This is a genomic window from Pseudomonas sp. PDM32 (assembly GCF_019219225.1).
GTDB lineage: Bacteria > Pseudomonadota > Gammaproteobacteria > Pseudomonadales > Pseudomonadaceae > Aquipseudomonas > Aquipseudomonas laurylsulfatiphila.
On sequence record NZ_JAHUWE010000007.1, the window covers coordinates 129,347 to 145,205 of the forward strand.

Consider the following 15,859-nt stretch of genomic DNA (forward strand, 5'->3'; position numbering starts at 1 on the left):
AGGGCTGCAGGTCTTCAGTCCTTCACCGTCTTCGGTGCCTTGCCGGCCTTCATCTGCTCCAGCAACGGTGCGCACTGGTTCGGCTCACCGCCACTTGGTGCAACCAGCGCCAGCAACCCCGCTGCCGGGGCGGCGATCACACCCAGTGCAACCATCCCCGCGCCGCGCAACATTAGTGGCACCGCTTTCACACCGGCATCAGGTTTGATGAACTTGCCGCGCACATACAGCGGCGAACGCAATGAAATCAGGCGCCATCCCTTGGATTCCGGGGTGATGGTCAGGTCCAGTTGTTCCGTCGCCATGTTAGCAGTGCCGTCGATGTAGACGATGGCGTTCTCGGTGTCGAATACGAACAGCCGGGTGGTGGCCAGGCCGGACTGGATACCGAAGTCGGCGGCCGCGCAGTTGATCTTCACTTCCTTGTCGCCAAAGATCTTGCCCACCACGTAGTTGCCGACGTTCAGGCCCGCCAGCTCCATCAGTTCGCGACTGATGGCGCCATCGTTGATCAGCATTTTCAGATTGCCGTTGGCACTGCCCAGCAGCCTGGCCACCGAATTGCCGCGACCGGTGATATCTGCGTCGCCATTGAGCTCGCCAAAACTGGTTTTCATCGGCTCAAAGCCGGGGAACAACTGTTTGAGCTTGAAGCCCCGGGCCGTAAGCTTGGCGTGGCCTTCCAGGGGATCGTTGTGGCCGTTCAGGCGAATCTGCGCATCCAGCTTGCCGCCGGCCACGCCGAAGCGCAGCGGTTCGAGGCTGAGCACGCCATCGGTGAGCACCAGATGGGTGTAGAGGTCGTTGAATGGCAATTTTTCGCTGTGTACGATGCGCTTGCCGGTGAACTCGACATCGGCGTCCATATCGCGCCAGCGATCTGTCTTGAACTCTTCGACCGGCAGCACTTTGTCCGCCGGTTGTTTGCTGTCACCGCCACGGGCCTTCTGTTTGGCGTTGGAATCGGCGCCGATCAGCGGCGCCAGGTCAGCGAACAGCAATTGATTGGACAGCAGCGAGCCGCTGAGTTTTGGCCGTGGCTGGCTGGCCATGTAGGTCATACTGCCGTGGATGTCACTCTCGCCGATCTTGCCGTTGAATTCTTCATAGCGGAACACCGCGCCACCCGGCTCGTGCAACTTGGCGATCAGATGGCCGTCGGTGGCATAGGGTGGCGTGTCCGGCAGGATCACGCCGGTCAGCGGGTAGAGGTTGCCCAGGCTGGTGCCAGCCAGTTTCAGGCGCAAGTCCAGGGCGCCGAGATTCAGCGGATCGGTCAGGGTACCAGCCAGTTCGACGCTGGAATCGGCGATCTTCACCTGTGCCTGAAGCGGAAACGGGCGTGCCGCGTCCTGCAGCGCCAACAGCCCGCCAATCTTGCCCTGGCCCGCGAGTTTCTGGCCGTGGTACTGGCCGTTGACCTTGAGGGCGAACGCATAATCCTGGGGTGACGAGCCCTTTTCCTGCACGGCTTTCGCCGCTTTGTCGCCGACGATATCGCTGAACGGAATCGGCTTGCCCAACGGATCGATCAGCACGTCGAGCTGCGTCTTCAGGTTCTGGTCGTCGAGGGTGACGTGGCCCTTGTCGAAGCCGATCGCCCCGATATCCACCACCCAACTGGAAGGCTCGGCGTTCGGGTCTTTGGGGTCGAACTTGAACGTCCAGTTTGCGCGCCCGTCAGCCAGGCGTTGCAGCTGTGCATTCGGCTCGGCAACGTCAATACGCGGGATCACCACCCGCTTAGCCAACAAAGCCAGGGGTGAAATGCGCAACTCGACACGCTTGAGAGTGGCCATCTGCGGTTGCTTCGACCAGTCCGGGTTACCCAGGCTGATGTCCTCGGCCACCACATGGGGCCACGGCACCCAAGCGCGCCAGCCGCTTTCATCGGGCTCGGTCTGCCAGACCACCGACAGATTGCCGTTGATGGCAAAAGCGCGGTGCAGTTCTTCGGAAACCTTGGCGTTGAGCGGCAGTTTGATCCGGTTCCAGTCGAAGAACACGATGATCAGCACCAGCAACGCCAACAAGGTAAGAAAGGTGGAAAGGGTCCAGACAAACGTCTTTTGGGTGCGCGTCATTGCACAGGGCTCCTGATACGACTGAGCGCCCCGACTGCGGCGCACAGGTGAAACGGTGAGCCGGAAGCGGCTCGCCATGAAGTCTACGACTGATAAAAACCCGGCAGGTTTAATCGATCGACGGATTTCGCCGAATTCAGCCAGTCAGATACTGACCCATCAGTCGAGCAGCGTTACCGGCCCCGCACTTCTACACGTCAAAGATGGGTCGAAAATACCCAAACCGGTGCAAGACAACCCGCCGGAAACGCCCGGCCTAGAGCCTCCCCAGCAAACAATCAATTCCGTTGATTATTACCATTGCGTTTATGAACTTTTATATCGACTTATCGAGAGTAGCATTGCCCTCGTACCCACTTTTTCGCACCCCCGAGGAGCACAACAATCATGAAACGCCAATTACTGCTTAGCCTTTCACTCTCGATGCTGGCCAGCACTGCTTTTGCCCTGCCAGCAGCTGACCAGGCCACCCCACAAGTGAAACAAGACCACTCGGTGTTCAGCCAGACCGTCGCCGCCGATGGCTCCGACCGTACTCCTCAGGGTCAAACCCTTGCTGAAGGCGGTAATGATCGCCTGAAAGAAAAAGGCCTGATCACTCAGGATGGCTCGGACCGTACTCCACAAGGCCAGACCCTGGCTGCCGATGGTTCGGATCGCACCCCACAAGGCCAGACCCTCGCCGCTGATGGTTCGGATCGCACCCCACAAGGCCAGACCCTCGCCGCTGATGGTTCGGATCGCACCCCACAAGGCCAGACCCTCGCTGCTGACGGTTCGGATCGCACCCCACAAGGTCAAACCCTGGCCGCCGACGGTTCGGATCGCACCCCGCAAGGTCAAACCCTGGCTGCCGACGGTTCGGATCGCACTCCACAAGGTCAAACCCTCGCTGAAGGCGGTGGTGACCGTGTGATCGAACGCAACAGCACCCTGAGCTAAGCCCCATGGCCGCCCAGAAAAAAAGCCCAATCCCCGGATTGGGCTTTTGACTTTTCAGCACTGCGCTTTATAGATGCCGCACCTCCCCGCTTGATCCCTCACAGTCGTTCGACGCCGGCAAAGCCGATTTGCTAGAGTGCGCCGCGTCCTTGTCCAGAAAACGCCCTTGCGATGCTGCCCCGCGCCGAACAGAAACAACAGACCCGTAATGCCCTGATGGACGCTGCCCGGCGCCTGATGGATGGCGGCCGAGGATTCGGCAGCCTGAGCCTGCGTGAAGTCGCGAAAACCGCCGGCATCGTACCGACCGGTTTCTACCGCCATTTCGCCGACATGGATGAACTGGGCCTGGTGTTGGTCAGCGAAGTCGGCCAGACCTTCCGCGAAACCATTCGCCTGGTACGGCACAACGAATTCGTGATGGGCGGCATCATCGATGCCTCGGTGCGGATTTTTCTCGACGTGGTCAGCGCCAACCGCTCGCAGTTCCTGTTTCTCGCCCGCGAGCAATACGGCGGTTCGCTGCCGGTGCGCCAGGCCATTGGCCGTCTGCGTGAAGGCATCAGTTCGGACCTGGCGGCAGATTTGTCACTGATGCCGAAACTGCAGCACCTGGACATCGCCGACCTGAGCGTCATGGCGGACCTGATCGTCAAAAGCGTGTTCGCCACCCTGCCGGACATCATCGATCCGCCCGCCGAGGCCTTGCCTGAGCACCTGACGCCCCAGGCCAAGATCACCCAGCAACTGCGCTTCATCTTTATCGGCCTCAAGCACTGGCAAGGGCTCGGCAGTACTGAGTAACCCTGTGGGAGCGGGCTTGCTCGCGAAAGCGCCGGCACATTCAACATTCATGTGACAGACACTCCGCCTTCGCGAGCAAGCCCGCTCCCACATTAAACACATCGCTTCAACTTGGTGCGCAACTCAAAAACAACGCACCAACTTCAACCAAAAACCCACTCAATCGATCCCCCTCCTACGCCTCCGTCAGCCATTTCCTACACATCATGTCGATTGGCAAGCCCCTTGCTCTAGCCTAAGCATCGTCCATTGCTGGAAGCCTTCCGATGCTGGTGATTCATCGCAGAATCGACCCCCGACCCGTTTGGGCCGCTGAACTGCACCTGACGTTCGAAGCCCGCAGCAAAAGCCGTTTGCGCTGTTTCAGTGCCGAGGGCGAAGACGTCGGGTTGTTTCTGGAGCGTGGCCAACCGCCGCTGCATGACGGCGAATGCCTGCAAGCCGAAGACGGGCGGATCGTGCGCGTCTGCGCCCGCCCCGAACAACTGCTGCACGTCACCTGCGCCAATGCCTTCGAACTGACCCGCGCGGCCTATCACCTGGGCAACCGCCATGTCGCCCTGCAAGTCGGCGACGGCTGGTTGCGCCTGCTCGACGACTACGTGCTGAAGGCCATGCTCGAACAACTCGGTGCCATGGCCTCGAACATCGAAGCACCGTTCCAGCCGGAACATGGCGCCTACGGCGGTGGCCATCATCATTCGCGCCACGGCGATGAAGACTTCAACTACGCGCCGAAACTGCATCAGTTCGGCGTACGCCCATGAACCCGGCCTGGGCGCTGCTGCGCCTGGCCAGCCCGCAATTGCCGATTGGCGGCTACAGCTACTCCCAAGGGCTGGAAATGGCTGTGGATAACGGCCGGGTAAACGACCCCGACAGTGCGCGACGCTGGATCAGCGATCAGTTGCTGTTGAACCTGGCACGCTTCGAAGCGCCGCTGCTGCTCGCCCATTGCGTGGCCGCCAGCGAGGACAACTGGGGCCAATTGCTGCAACGCTGCGAGGAACACCGCGCCAGTCGCGAAACCCGCGAGCTGCATCAGGAAAGCCGGCAAATGGGTTACTCGTTGCAGCAATTGCTCAATGGCTTGCCGGAACTCGACACACCCGCCCGCGCCTTCCTCGAACAATGCAGCGAGCCCCATTTGGCCCTGGGTTGGGCCTTGGCCGCGCGCGCCTGGCAGATCAGCCCGCAGGACGCCTTGGCTGCGTGGCTATGGAGCTGGCTGGAGAACCAGTTGGCGGTGCTGATGAAGACCTTGCCCCTGGGCCAGCAAGCCGCCCAACGCCTGACCAGCGAACTGTTGCCGCTGCTTCAACAGGCTCAACAGAGCGCCACCCGAATCGATCCCGACCACTACGGCAGCGCCGCTTTCGGCCTGTCCCTGGCGTGTATGGCCCATGAGCGCCAGTACAGTCGTCTGTTCCGTTCCTAGGGCCTGTTATTTTGGAGAATCACATGAACACACAACCCCTGCGCGTCGGCATCGGCGGCCCGGTCGGCTCCGGCAAAACCGCCCTGACCCTGGCCCTGTGCCTGGCCCTGCGCGAGCGCTATAACCTGGCCGTGGTGACCAACGACATCTACACCCGCGAAGACGCCGACTTCCTGGTGCGCAACGAAGCCCTGGCACCGGAACGCATCATCGGCGTAGAAACCGGCGGATGCCCGCACACCGCCATCCGCGAAGACGCTTCGATCAACCTTGAAGCCGTGGATCAACTCAACCGCCGTTTTCCGGGGCTGGACCTGATTCTCGTGGAATCCGGTGGCGACAACCTCTCCGCGACCTTCAGCCCGGAACTGTCCGACCTGACGATCTACGTGATCGACGTTTCGGCCGGCGACAAGCTGCCGCGCAAGGGTGGGCCGGGGATCTGCAAATCCGACCTGCTGGTGATCAACAAGATCGACTTGGCGCCACTGGTCGGCGCCTCGCTGGAGATGATGAACAGCGACACCCAGCGCATGCGTAACGGCAAGCCATTTGTCTTCAGCAACCAGAAAACCGGCCAGGGTCTGGAACAGATCATCGCCTTCATCGAACGCCAGGGCTTGCTGACCGCGGCCTGATCACCCCTTCAACAAGGAAGCTTTCCATGACACTGAAACGCATTCTCGGCGCCCTGGCCCTGCTGCTGGCGCCAACCCTTGCCTTCGCCCATCCTGGGCACGGCGACAATGGCTTGATCGCCGGTATCAGCCACCCGCTTGGCGGTCTCGATCACCTGCTGGCGATGCTCGCGGTCGGCCTGTGGGCCGCACAGCAGCAAGGTGCTGCGCGCTGGGCGCTGCCATGCACCTTTGTCGGGACCCTGCTGATTGGCGGGGTTCTGGGCTTTGAAGGAATGAACCTGCCCGCACTGGAGAGCGGGATTGCCGCTTCCGTATTGGCCCTGGGGCTGGCGGTGGCGCTGGCTGTGCGTCCACCGCTGGTAATGGCGGTGGGTGCGACAGCGTTGTTTGCGCTGTTTCATGGTGTCGCACATGGGCTGGAACTGCCGGACATGTCGAGTCCCTGGACCTATGCCGCAGGTTTTGTCGCCGCGACGGCGGTGTTGCATGCGGTAGGTTATGCGCTGGTGAGGACCTTACCGCAGGCGGCAGCACCGCTGGTTCGACTGGCGGGCGCGGCTTCGGCGGCGACCGGGGTGTGGTTGTTGGCGGGTTGATTTTTTGTCTCCTGTGATGGCCCCATCGCGAGCAGGCTCGCTCCCACATGGGTCCCATGTACTACGATCCCTTGTGGGAGCGAGCCTGCTCGCGAAAGCGGCCTGACAGACACAGCCTCTCTCAAGCCAGCCTCTCTGCTAACATGTCGCGCAATCGCCCCTGCCGTGACGACGCCAGCCAATGCCACCTGTTCCCCGCTCCGCCTCCAAGCCTGAATTGACCGCCCTGTTCGCCTCGGTGCAACAGCACTTCCTGAACGTCATCGTGCCGCTCTGGCAAGGTCCGGGCTGGAATGCCGACATGGCGTTGCCCTACGAGGCGCTGGATGCCGAACACCAACCGCTGCCACCGCAACGCTACCGGGCCATGGCCTGTGCGCGGCAGCTGTATCTTTTTGCCAGCCTGATCGGTCAGGTGCCGGGCGCCGAAGAGCGCGCCGCCGCGTTGTTCCGCTCGTTGCAGCGGCACTTCCACGATGCCGAGCACGGTGGCTGGTTCTACAGCGTCGATGCACAAGGGGCGCCGCTGGATCAGCGCAAGGACCTCTACACCCACGCGTTCATCCTGTTCGCCTGCGCCCATTACTGGGACAAGGTCCGCGAGCCATTGGTCGAGTCGGTACTCAACGCCTCGCTGGAAGTGATCGCGCAGCGTTTCGCCACGGACGACGGTCTGTATGAAGCCACGCTCGACCGCGACTGGGCATCGCTGGGCAGCGGCCCCTTGCAAAACCCGCTGATGCACCTGGCCGAAGCATTCCTCGCCACCCTGTCGGTGCGTGAAGATCTCGACGCGCAACACGCACTCATCGAGTTATGCACAGCCATGCACGCGCGCTTCATCGATCCGCAGCACGGCGTGTTGATGGAAAAGCCGCTGGGGTCTGTGGATAACTGGTTTGAACCGGGGCATCAGTTCGAGTGGTATTTCCTGCTGGAGTCCTCGGCGCTGCTGCGCACTTCAACCCTGCATGCCGATCTGGAAAGAGCCTTCGCCTTTACCGAGCAGTTGGGCGTCGATCAACAGACCGGTGCGGTGCGGGCCATGCTCGACCTCGAGCCAGGTAGCGGCGTCCGGGACGCCACGCAGCGCATCTGGGCCCAGGCCGAATACCTGCGCGCCCTGACGCTGCGTCCGGACAGCGAAGCGGATGTAATGCGTCAATTGCAGGCGTTGCAGCAGCGTTCGCTGCATGCAGGAGGCTGGTTTGAGTGTCGTGATGAGCACGGTGAAGTCAGCCGCCGCGACATGCCGTCGACCACGCCTTATCACCTGGCGACCTGTTATCGCGGGCTGGCGGTATATCTCGGCTGACTGTTTGATTGCTTTCGCGAGCAGGCTCGCTCTCACAGTAGATTGCATTTCAATGTGGGAGCGAGCCTACTCGCGAATGACCTCAAAGAGGTCACCGAACTGTCACTCAATCCACTTGCGATCCCCGGTAAAGCTGATGGTCAGCCATCGTGCGGCATCCGGCTCGCCAAGCTTCGCAGAAATTTCCTCGCGCAGACTGTCCAGTTGCCCCACGCCGTCCAGCCAGTAATCCTTCGGCAATACGATGTGGATCTCGATAAAACACGCCCTGCCGTGCTTCTGCACGTAGGAAATGTAATCGTCGAAACCATGCTCCACCTTCGCCACCTCCATCACCTGACGCACCTTTTCGTCCAGCTGATCCGGGACGATCCCCAACACATCGCGCAAGGCCGGTCCGAGGATTTTGAGCGCCGGGGGGAGCATGCCCAAGGCCAGCAGAATCAGGATCATCGGGTCGACATACACCGCCCACTTGTCGTAACCCTGAGTCTTGAGCAGCAGCGCGATGAGGAAACTCACCAGCAAGCCCGCCGACAGCATCGCATCCACCAGCCAACTGATGTTGTCGAACTGGATTAGCGATGAGTTAAGCGTACGGTTGCGATGGCGGACGTAGAAAAAATAAATGAGCTCGACGACGGTAAACACTGCCGCATAGACGATTACCAGCCCGAGCTCGACCTCGCGGCCACCATTGATGATGCCAAACACGCCGTTGAGAAAGGCGTAAATGGCGACCAGGAAAATGAAGGAACCCTCGATCACCAGCACCATGGGTTCCAGGTGCCAGGAACCGAACTGGAAGCGCTGGTTGCTTTCCTTGGCGATCAGCCGGGCGGTGATCAGCATCAGGACCTTGATGAAAGCTGCGACCAACGAAAAGAAGCCATCGAACAGGATGGATTGGGCGCCCGACACAAAACCGGTGATGATCCCGGCGAATGTCACGGCGAGCATCAGGAAGGTCGATTGTTTGAGCAGCGACTGCTCGCCTCGATTACTCACTGGATCTCCTCTAATACCTCTAGACCGCCGGGTGTGGCGGGGTTGTTGGGTGAGGAGTCTAGCTGATGTCCGGCTTGGACCGCTCTTGTGGCGAGGGGGCTTGCCCCCGCTCGACTGCGGAGCAGTCGCAAACCGGTGGATGAGTTACATCTGAAACATTGATATTTATGGTTTTAGGGCTGCTGCGCAGCCCAACGGGGGCAAGCCCCCTCGCCACAGTTAAGACTTGCGCTCGATCGCAAACCCAGCCCAGGTCTGGCTCACCGGCATCAGTTCCAGGCTGTTGATGTTGATATGCGCAGGCGCATTGAGTACCCAGAAAATGGTCTCGGCGATGTCTTGCGGCTGGATCGGCTCGGCACCGGCGTAGGTGGCGTTGTAGCGCTCCTGGTCACCGGCAAAACGCACCAGCGAGAACTCGCTCTCGCACAGGCCCGGTTCGATGTTGCTGACCCGCACGCCTGTGCCCTGCAGGTCGCAGCGCAGGTTCAGGGAGAACTGTTTGACGAACGCCTTGGTCGCGCCATACACATGGCTGCCCGGGTACGGGTAGTTGCCGGCGATGGACCCCAGGTTGACGATGCCGGCGCCACGACCGTGGGCAATCAGGCGTGGCAACAGCAGACGGGTGCTGTACATCAGGCCTTTGACGTTGGTGTCGACCATGGTGTCCCAATCGTCCAGGTCGCACTTGGGTGCCGGATCGACGCCCAGGGCCAGCCCGGCGTTGTTGATCAACCCACGCAGTTTGGCAAAGGACGGCGGCAGATTGGCAATCGCCTCCTCCATGGCCTTGCGATCACGCACATCGAGCACCAGGCCATGGACTTCGGTCTGCTTCGACAGCTCGGCGCACAGCGCATTGAGGCGCTCCTCACGACGGCCTGTCAGCACCAATTTCCAGCCTGCGTCAGCAAAACGACGGGCACAGGCTTCACCAAAACCGGAGGTCGCGCCGGTAATAAACAGGGTGTTGGACATCGTGTTCTCCTTGCTTCGGCTGATCGCCAGCCATTGGAATGGTAAATCAGCAGGCAGAATGCCCGGCCTTGCCCATAGCGGCAACCGCCCTTTCTGTACAAAAAACGAACAATCATCGCAAGCCCTCGGCCAGCCTGGCTTGCAGCCATGTGCGCGCACGTTATCCACAGGCCGGTCCACAGTCTTTGGGGGCAAGTGAAAAAGCTGCGAGCCGCTGTCCACAAGGCTTTGCACGGTTTTTTGAAACTTTTTTGCTTGACCCTCCATAGCCTGCCGTGTAGCCCCTGGGGATTTTCATGACTGACGGGTCAAACCAGCGATGGCGCCAAGCCAGTAACCACGGCCTTCAGCCGGGTCTTTCCAGAGTTTAATCACAGACTTATCCACAGGCTTGTCCACGCTGATTCCACCCGCTTTCATCTCGAACAAAAAGGTTGACAAAGTGCTCTTCAAGTTGCGCAAAAACACCTGATCAAAAACTGAACACACCTCTGCAGGCCACGATTTAAAAGGCCTCCAGCCAGCTACTCCCACGTTATTCACAGCCGGCTCCACAGCAAACGGGGACAAGTCAAAACCGTGACAAAACAACTATTTGCAGCGGCTTTATGTCGCGCTTCGGGAGCTCTTGAATATTGTTTTCCACAATTTCCTGCGATCCCTGTAGGAGCGAGCTTGCTCGCGATGGTCGCGAACGATAACGCGGGAAACCAGACACCCCACAGCGTTCTCCGGTTTATCGCGAGCTCGCTCCTACAGGGAAACTGGCGGTGTTTGGAGATGAAAAAAAGCCCCGGCGATTGCGCGCCGGGGCTTGTGCATAACCCACTGAAACTCAGTGCCCGCCGAGATAAGCGTTACGCACATCCTCGTTGACCAGCAGCTCCTTGCCGGTACCGGTCATGCGGATTTCGCCGTTGACCATCACGTACGCCCGGTCCGACAACCGCAGGGCGTGGTTGGCGTTCTGTTCCACCAGGAAGATGGTCATACCGGTCTTGGCCAGTTCTCGCAGGGTCGCGAAGATCTGTTTCACCACGATCGGCGCCAGGCCCAGGCTCGGCTCATCGAGCAGCAACAACTTGGGCCGGCTCATCAGGGCGCGGGCGATGGCCAGCATCTGCTGCTCGCCTCCGGACATGGTCATCGCCCGTTGGGTACGCCGCTCTTCAAGCCGTGGGAACAGCTCGAACATGCGTTGCATGTCTTCCTTGGCGTACTTGTCACCGATAGGGATGGTGCCCATCAGCAGGTTTTCCTCGACTGTCATGTCAGGGAACACCCGCCGCCCTTCCGGCGACTGCGCGATGCCGTTGGAGGCGATGTAGTGGGAAGACTTGTGGGTAATGTCCACGCCCTGATAAAGGATCTGCCCGTCGGCGGCCCGTGGCTGGCCGAAGATCGACATCAGCAGGGTCGACTTGCCGGCGCCGTTGGAGCCGATGAGGCTGACGGTCTCCCCTTCGTTGATGTGCAGCGAGACGCCTTTGAGGGCCTGGATCGGGCCGTAGAACACGTCCAGGTCCTTGAGTTCGAGGATGGGTTTGCTCATACCACCTCCTCTTCGTCGGCGCCCAGGTACGCGGCAATCACTTTCGGGTCGTTGCGGATGTCGTCGGGACCACCCTCGGCGATGACGATGCCGTGGTCCAGCACCACGATGTGGTCGGAAATGCTCATTACCATGCCCATGTCGTGTTCGATCAGCACCACGGTCAGATCGTGCTCATCGCGCAGCAGCCGGATCATCGCGCTCAGCGCTTCGGTTTCCTGAGGGTTGAGGCCGGCGGCCGGTTCGTCGAGGCAGATGATCTGCGGACGGGTGCACATGGCGCGGGCGATTTCCAGGCGGCGCTGCTGGCCGTAGGACAGTTCACCGGCCAGGCGGTTGGCGCAGTCCACCAGATCCACCACTTCCAGCCAGTAGAAGGCATGGTCCAGCGCATCGCTTTCGGCCTTGCGATAGCCCTTGGTGTTGAGGATGCCGGCCAGCATGTTGCGGTTGACCCACATGTGCTGGGCCACCAGCAGGTTTTCCAGCACCGACATTTCCTTGAACAGGCGAATGTTCTGGAACGTCCGCGCCAGGCCGGCACGGTTTACCAGGTGGGTGCCGCCGAACATCTTGTAACGCAGCCGGGTGATGAAGCTTTTTGGCGAAACGAAATCGGTCGGCTTGAACGATTCGCCCAGCAACTGGATGACGTTGGTCTTTTGCCCGCGCACGTTCAGTTCGATCTTGCCGCCGGAGGCCTTGTAGAACCCGGTCAGGCAGTTGAAGACCGTGGTCTTGCCGGCGCCGTTGGGGCCGATCAGGGCGAAGATCGAGTTGCGCTTGACCTTCAGGCTCACATCATTCAACGCCTTGATGCCGCCGAAGTGCATCATCAGCTTCTCTACGGAGAGTACGACTTCGCTCATGGCGCTACTCCTTTACGCGGCGTCACACCGGTACGGCTGATCCGAATCAGACCGCGCGGTCGCCAGATCATCATCAACACCATCAGGATGCCGAACAGCAGCACGCGGTACTCGGCGAAGCCACGCAGCAGTTCCGGAGCGACGGTCAGCACGAAGGCTGCAATCACCACGCCGATGGTCGAACCCATGCCGCCCAGTACCACGATGGCGAGGATCAACGCCGATTCGAAGAAGGTGAACGAGGTCGGGTTGACGAAGCCCTGGTAAGTGGCGAAGAACACCCCGGCCAGACCGGCCGTCGAGGCACCGATGGTGAATGCCGAGAGCTTGACCAGTACGTGGTTCAGACCCATGGAGCGGCAGGCGATTTCGTCTTCGCGCAGGGCTTCCCAGGCGCGGCCGACCGGCATGCGGGTCAGGCGATGCTTGATGTACAGCACAGCCAGCACCACCAGGAACAGTACCGCGTAGATGAAGTAGTACTTCACGTCGGGGTTGTAGGCGATGCCGAAGAACTCATGGAACGGCACGCCGCCGTCCTTGGCTCGCTTGCCGAACTCCAGGCCGAAGAAAGTCGGCAGCGGTGCCGGCATGCCGTTCGGGCCGCCAGTGAGCGACAACCAGTTGTTGAGGATCAGGCGGATGATTTCACCGAAGCCCAGGGTCACGATCGCCAGGTAGTCACCGTGCAGGCGCAGCACCGGGAAACCAAGGATGCAACCGGCCAGGCCGGCGGTGATCGCCGCCAGCGGCAACACCGTCCAGAAGCCCAGCCCGAGGTATTGGTAGCCGAGTGCCAGGCCGTAGGCGCCGATGGCGTAGAACGCCACGTAACCGAGGTCGAGCAGGCCGGCCAGGCCGACCACGATGTTCAGCCCCAGCCCCAGCAGTACGTAGATCAGCCCGAGGATGACCACGCCCAGCAGGTAGGAGTTGGAGAAAAACGGCAGTGCCACGGCGATGACGATCATCAGCGGGATGATCCAGCGCAGCCGCGACTTGTAGTCCGGCGCCAGCACATGCACCCCGGAGCCTGTCGTTTCAAAGCCTTCGAGGATTTTCAGACCCTTGGCTGTCTGCAGGAACAGGCTCAGGGCAAAACGCCCGGCCATGACGATCGCCACGATCCACGCCACCCGGGTGGTTTCCAGGTTGAAGCCATAGCCATCGAGAACGACGCCGACAATCGGCCCGAACACAATCAGGGCAATGAGGCCGGCAAGAATCGCGTCAACCAGACTTTTTTTGATATCAATGGTTTTTTTAGTGGTTGAAGACATCGCTTACACCTTCGACACAAGAGGACGGCCGAGCAGGCCTTGAGGCCGAAAGACCAGAACGAGGACCAACAGCGAGAAGCTGAAAACGTCTTTGTAGTCCGAGTTCACCAGACCGGAAAACAGCGACTCGGAAATCCCGAGAATGATCCCGCCGAGCATCGCGCCTGGCAGTGAGCCAATCCCGCCGAGCACCGCGGCGGTGAACGCCTTGATCCCGATGATGAAGCCGGCATAGAAGTCGAATGTGCCGTAGTTCATGGTGATCAGCACGCCGGCCAGGGCCGCCATCGCTGCACCGATGATGAACACGTAGGAAATCACCCGGTCGGTGTTGATCCCCAGGATCGAAGCCATCTTGCGGTCTTGCTGGGTTGCACGGCACATGCGGCCGAGCTTGGTGTACTTGATGATGTAGGTCAGCGCGGCCATCCCGACAAACGCGGCGACCAGAATGAAGACCTTGGTGTAGGTCAACTGAACGAAACCGGTACCGATATCCACGCGCCATGCACCCGAGAGCAATGTCGGAACGCCTTGTTGCTTCGCGCCCTGGGAGATCTGTGCGTAGTTTTGCAGGATCAGGGAGATACCGATCGCACTGATCAGCGGTGCGAGTCGAGTGGAGTTGCGCAGGGGTTTGTAGGCGACACGCTCGATGACCCAGCCATACACCGCCGTGACGACGATGGTGAAGATCAGTGTGCCAAGCATCAGCAGCGGGAAGGATTCGATACCGAAGTAAGCCAGCAGAGCCAGACTGATTGCCGCGAGGTAAGCGGAAATCATGTAAACCTCGCCGTGGGCGAAGTTGATCATGCCGATGATGCCATAGACCATTGTGTAGCCGATGGCGATCAGGCCATAGACCGACCCGAGGGTCAGGCCGTTGACCAGTTGCTGCAGGAAAATACCATCCATAACGCAATCTCACGCAATGAGAACCTGCACATGTGGCTGTGCGGTTCTTCTAAGGAAAATACAGATATACGTCGGAGCAATGACAACCAGGATCAACCCGGCCACCACCGCCCCCTGTAGGAGCGAGCTTGCTCGCGAAGAACCTGAGGACAACGCGTTGAACCAGCAAGCACGCGTTATCGTTGACGTTTTTCGCGAGCGGGCTCGCTCCTACAGGGAATCAGTGGGGTTCAGGTGTCGAGTCAGCCCTTACTTCTGTTTTTCCAGCTGGTGGTATTTGCCGTCCTTGTCCCACTGGTAAACCACGTAGTCGGAGACTTTCAGGTCGCCCTTGCTGTCCCAGGTCTTCTCGCCCATGACGGTCTTCACCGGGTTCTTCTTCAGCCATGCGGCCGCTTCTTCGCCCTTGTTGGACTTGGCACCGTTGAAGGCTGCCGCCAGGGCCTGGACCGAAGCGTAGGCGTACAGGGTGTAGCCTTCAGGCTCGGTACCGGCCTTGCGGAAGGCGTCTACCACGGTCTTGCTGTCTGGCAGCAGGCGTGGGTCGGCGCCGAAGGTCATCAGCACGCCGTCAACGAATTGCGGACCGCCAGCGGTGGTCACCAGTTCGTCGGTCACGATGCCGTCGTCGGACATGAACTTGACGTCTTTCAGGCCTTGCTCACGCAGTTGACGCACCAGAGGACCGGCTTCCGGGTGCAGGCCACCGAAGTAGACGACGTCAGCGCCAGCGCCGCGGATCTTGGTCACGATGGTGCTGAAGTCTTTCTCGCCACGGGTCAGGCCTTCATACAGCACAGGCTTCACACCACGCTTCTCAAGCTGAGCCTTGGTGGCATCCGCCAGGCCCTGACCGTAGGTGTCCTTGTCGTGCAGCACGACCACTTTCTTGCCCTTGAGCACGTCGACGATGTAGTCGCCGGCCACGATGCCTTGCTGGTCGTCACGCCCGCACATACGGAACATGGCGCTCAGGCCACGCTCGGTCACAGCCGGGTTGGTGGAGCCAGGAGTGATTGCGATGATGCCTGCTTCGTCGTAAATCTCGGAGGCCGGGATGGTCGACGAGGAGCAGAAGTGACCGACCACGCCGGCGACTTTCTGGTTGGTCAGGTCTTTGGCGACCGTCACAGCCTGTTTCGGTTCGCAGGCGTCATCGCCCTTGACCAGTACGATTTTTTCCCCGTTGACCCCGCCCGACGCGTTGACCGCATCGGCCGCCGCTTGTGCACCCTTCATGTACTGTTCGCCAAATGCCGCGTTGGCGCCTGTCATTGGTCCCGCTACGCCGATCTTGATGTCAGCCTGAGCAAACGCAGAAACACCCAACGCAGTTGCCACTGCGAGGGCCAGAAAGCCTTTCTTGTAAAACGTCTGGGACATGAGGTGGTGCTCCATGGTTTTTTTTAATTGGCACTGCGACTTCACTGA

At 60.4% G+C, this 15,859-nt stretch carries 16 protein-coding genes; 7 read left to right on the plus strand and 9 right to left on the minus strand.

Features of this window, described 5'->3' with window-relative positions; genetic code table 11:
- Positions 1-14 precede the first annotated feature (14 nt).
- Positions 15-2,084 carry an AsmA family protein gene (locus KW846_RS15090; RefSeq protein ID WP_218483134.1) on the minus strand — a complete coding sequence of 690 codons (2,070 nt, stop codon included), beginning with the start codon at positions 2,082-2,084 and terminating at the stop codon, positions 15-17.
- A 387-nt stretch (positions 2,085-2,471) separates the two neighbouring features.
- Between KW846_RS15090 and KW846_RS15095 the strand changes: the two genes are divergently transcribed.
- The 7 genes from KW846_RS15095 (at position 2,472) to KW846_RS15125 (ending at position 7,820) form a co-directional block, all read left to right on the plus strand.
- Positions 2,472-3,026, plus strand: coding sequence for a hypothetical protein (locus KW846_RS15095; protein WP_218483137.1), 555 nt, complete (start codon positions 2,472-2,474; stop codon positions 3,024-3,026).
- A gap of 171 nt (positions 3,027-3,197) precedes the next feature.
- Positions 3,198-3,830 carry a TetR family transcriptional regulator gene (locus KW846_RS15100; RefSeq protein ID WP_007979686.1) on the plus strand — a complete coding sequence of 211 codons (633 nt, stop codon included), beginning with the start codon at positions 3,198-3,200 and terminating at the stop codon, positions 3,828-3,830.
- 266 nt (positions 3,831-4,096) lie between these two features.
- Positions 4,097-4,597, plus strand: coding sequence for an urease accessory protein UreE (gene ureE / locus KW846_RS15105; protein ID WP_116582482.1), 501 nt, complete (start codon positions 4,097-4,099; stop codon positions 4,595-4,597).
- Positions 4,594-5,268 (plus strand): urease accessory protein UreF, encoded by a 675-nt coding sequence (locus KW846_RS15110; protein WP_218476059.1) that lies wholly within the window; start codon positions 4,594-4,596, stop codon positions 5,266-5,268. The genes ureE and KW846_RS15110 overlap by 4 nt, the downstream gene beginning before the upstream one ends.
- A gap of 23 nt (positions 5,269-5,291) precedes the next feature.
- A complete protein-coding gene (gene ureG, locus KW846_RS15115; protein WP_007979691.1) occupies positions 5,292-5,906 on the plus strand; it encodes an urease accessory protein UreG in 615 nt (204 codons plus the stop codon).
- Between the two features lie 26 nt (positions 5,907-5,932).
- Positions 5,933-6,505: a HupE/UreJ family protein gene (locus tag KW846_RS15120; RefSeq protein WP_218483139.1), complete on the plus strand. Its 573-nt coding sequence runs from the start codon at positions 5,933-5,935 to the stop codon at positions 6,503-6,505.
- 181 nt (positions 6,506-6,686) lie between these two features.
- Entirely contained in the window at positions 6,687-7,820 is a 1,134-nt protein-coding gene (locus tag KW846_RS15125) for an AGE family epimerase/isomerase (RefSeq protein WP_116582485.1), read from the plus strand.
- 102 nt (positions 7,821-7,922) lie between these two features.
- Here KW846_RS15125 and KW846_RS15130 read toward each other — a convergent pair whose 3' ends face one another.
- From KW846_RS15130 to KW846_RS15165, 8 genes are all read right to left on the minus strand, one after another.
- Positions 7,923-8,828, minus strand: a complete 906-nt coding sequence (locus KW846_RS15130) for a cation transporter (protein ID WP_218483141.1) — start codon at positions 8,826-8,828, stop codon at positions 7,923-7,925.
- A 219-nt stretch (positions 8,829-9,047) separates the two neighbouring features.
- Complete coding sequence (locus tag KW846_RS15135; RefSeq protein ID WP_007979699.1) at positions 9,048-9,809, minus strand: SDR family oxidoreductase; 762 nt, start codon at positions 9,807-9,809, stop codon at positions 9,048-9,050.
- Between the two features lie 294 nt (positions 9,810-10,103).
- Positions 10,104-10,352, minus strand: coding sequence for a hypothetical protein (locus KW846_RS15140; protein WP_218483143.1), 249 nt, complete (start codon positions 10,350-10,352; stop codon positions 10,104-10,106).
- A gap of 292 nt (positions 10,353-10,644) precedes the next feature.
- Positions 10,645-11,361: an ABC transporter ATP-binding protein gene (locus tag KW846_RS15145; protein WP_007979701.1), complete on the minus strand. Its 717-nt coding sequence runs from the start codon at positions 11,359-11,361 to the stop codon at positions 10,645-10,647.
- On the minus strand, positions 11,358-12,230 hold the full coding sequence (locus KW846_RS15150) for an ABC transporter ATP-binding protein (RefSeq protein WP_007979702.1): 873 nt from the start codon (positions 12,228-12,230) through the stop codon (positions 11,358-11,360). Before KW846_RS15150 ends, KW846_RS15145 begins: the two co-directional genes overlap by 4 nt.
- The gene (livM, locus tag KW846_RS15155; RefSeq protein WP_116580692.1) at positions 12,227-13,510 is read right to left on the minus strand and encodes a high-affinity branched-chain amino acid ABC transporter permease LivM; all 1,284 of its coding nucleotides are present in this window, start codon (positions 13,508-13,510) and stop codon (positions 12,227-12,229) included. Before livM ends, KW846_RS15150 begins: the two co-directional genes overlap by 4 nt.
- A gap of 3 nt (positions 13,511-13,513) precedes the next feature.
- Positions 13,514-14,428, minus strand: coding sequence for a branched-chain amino acid ABC transporter permease (locus KW846_RS15160; protein ID WP_008048116.1), 915 nt, complete (start codon positions 14,426-14,428; stop codon positions 13,514-13,516).
- A gap of 249 nt (positions 14,429-14,677) precedes the next feature.
- The gene (locus KW846_RS15165; RefSeq protein ID WP_007979707.1) at positions 14,678-15,811 is read right to left on the minus strand and encodes an ABC transporter substrate-binding protein; all 1,134 of its coding nucleotides are present in this window, start codon (positions 15,809-15,811) and stop codon (positions 14,678-14,680) included.
- Positions 15,812-15,859 lie beyond the last annotated feature (48 nt).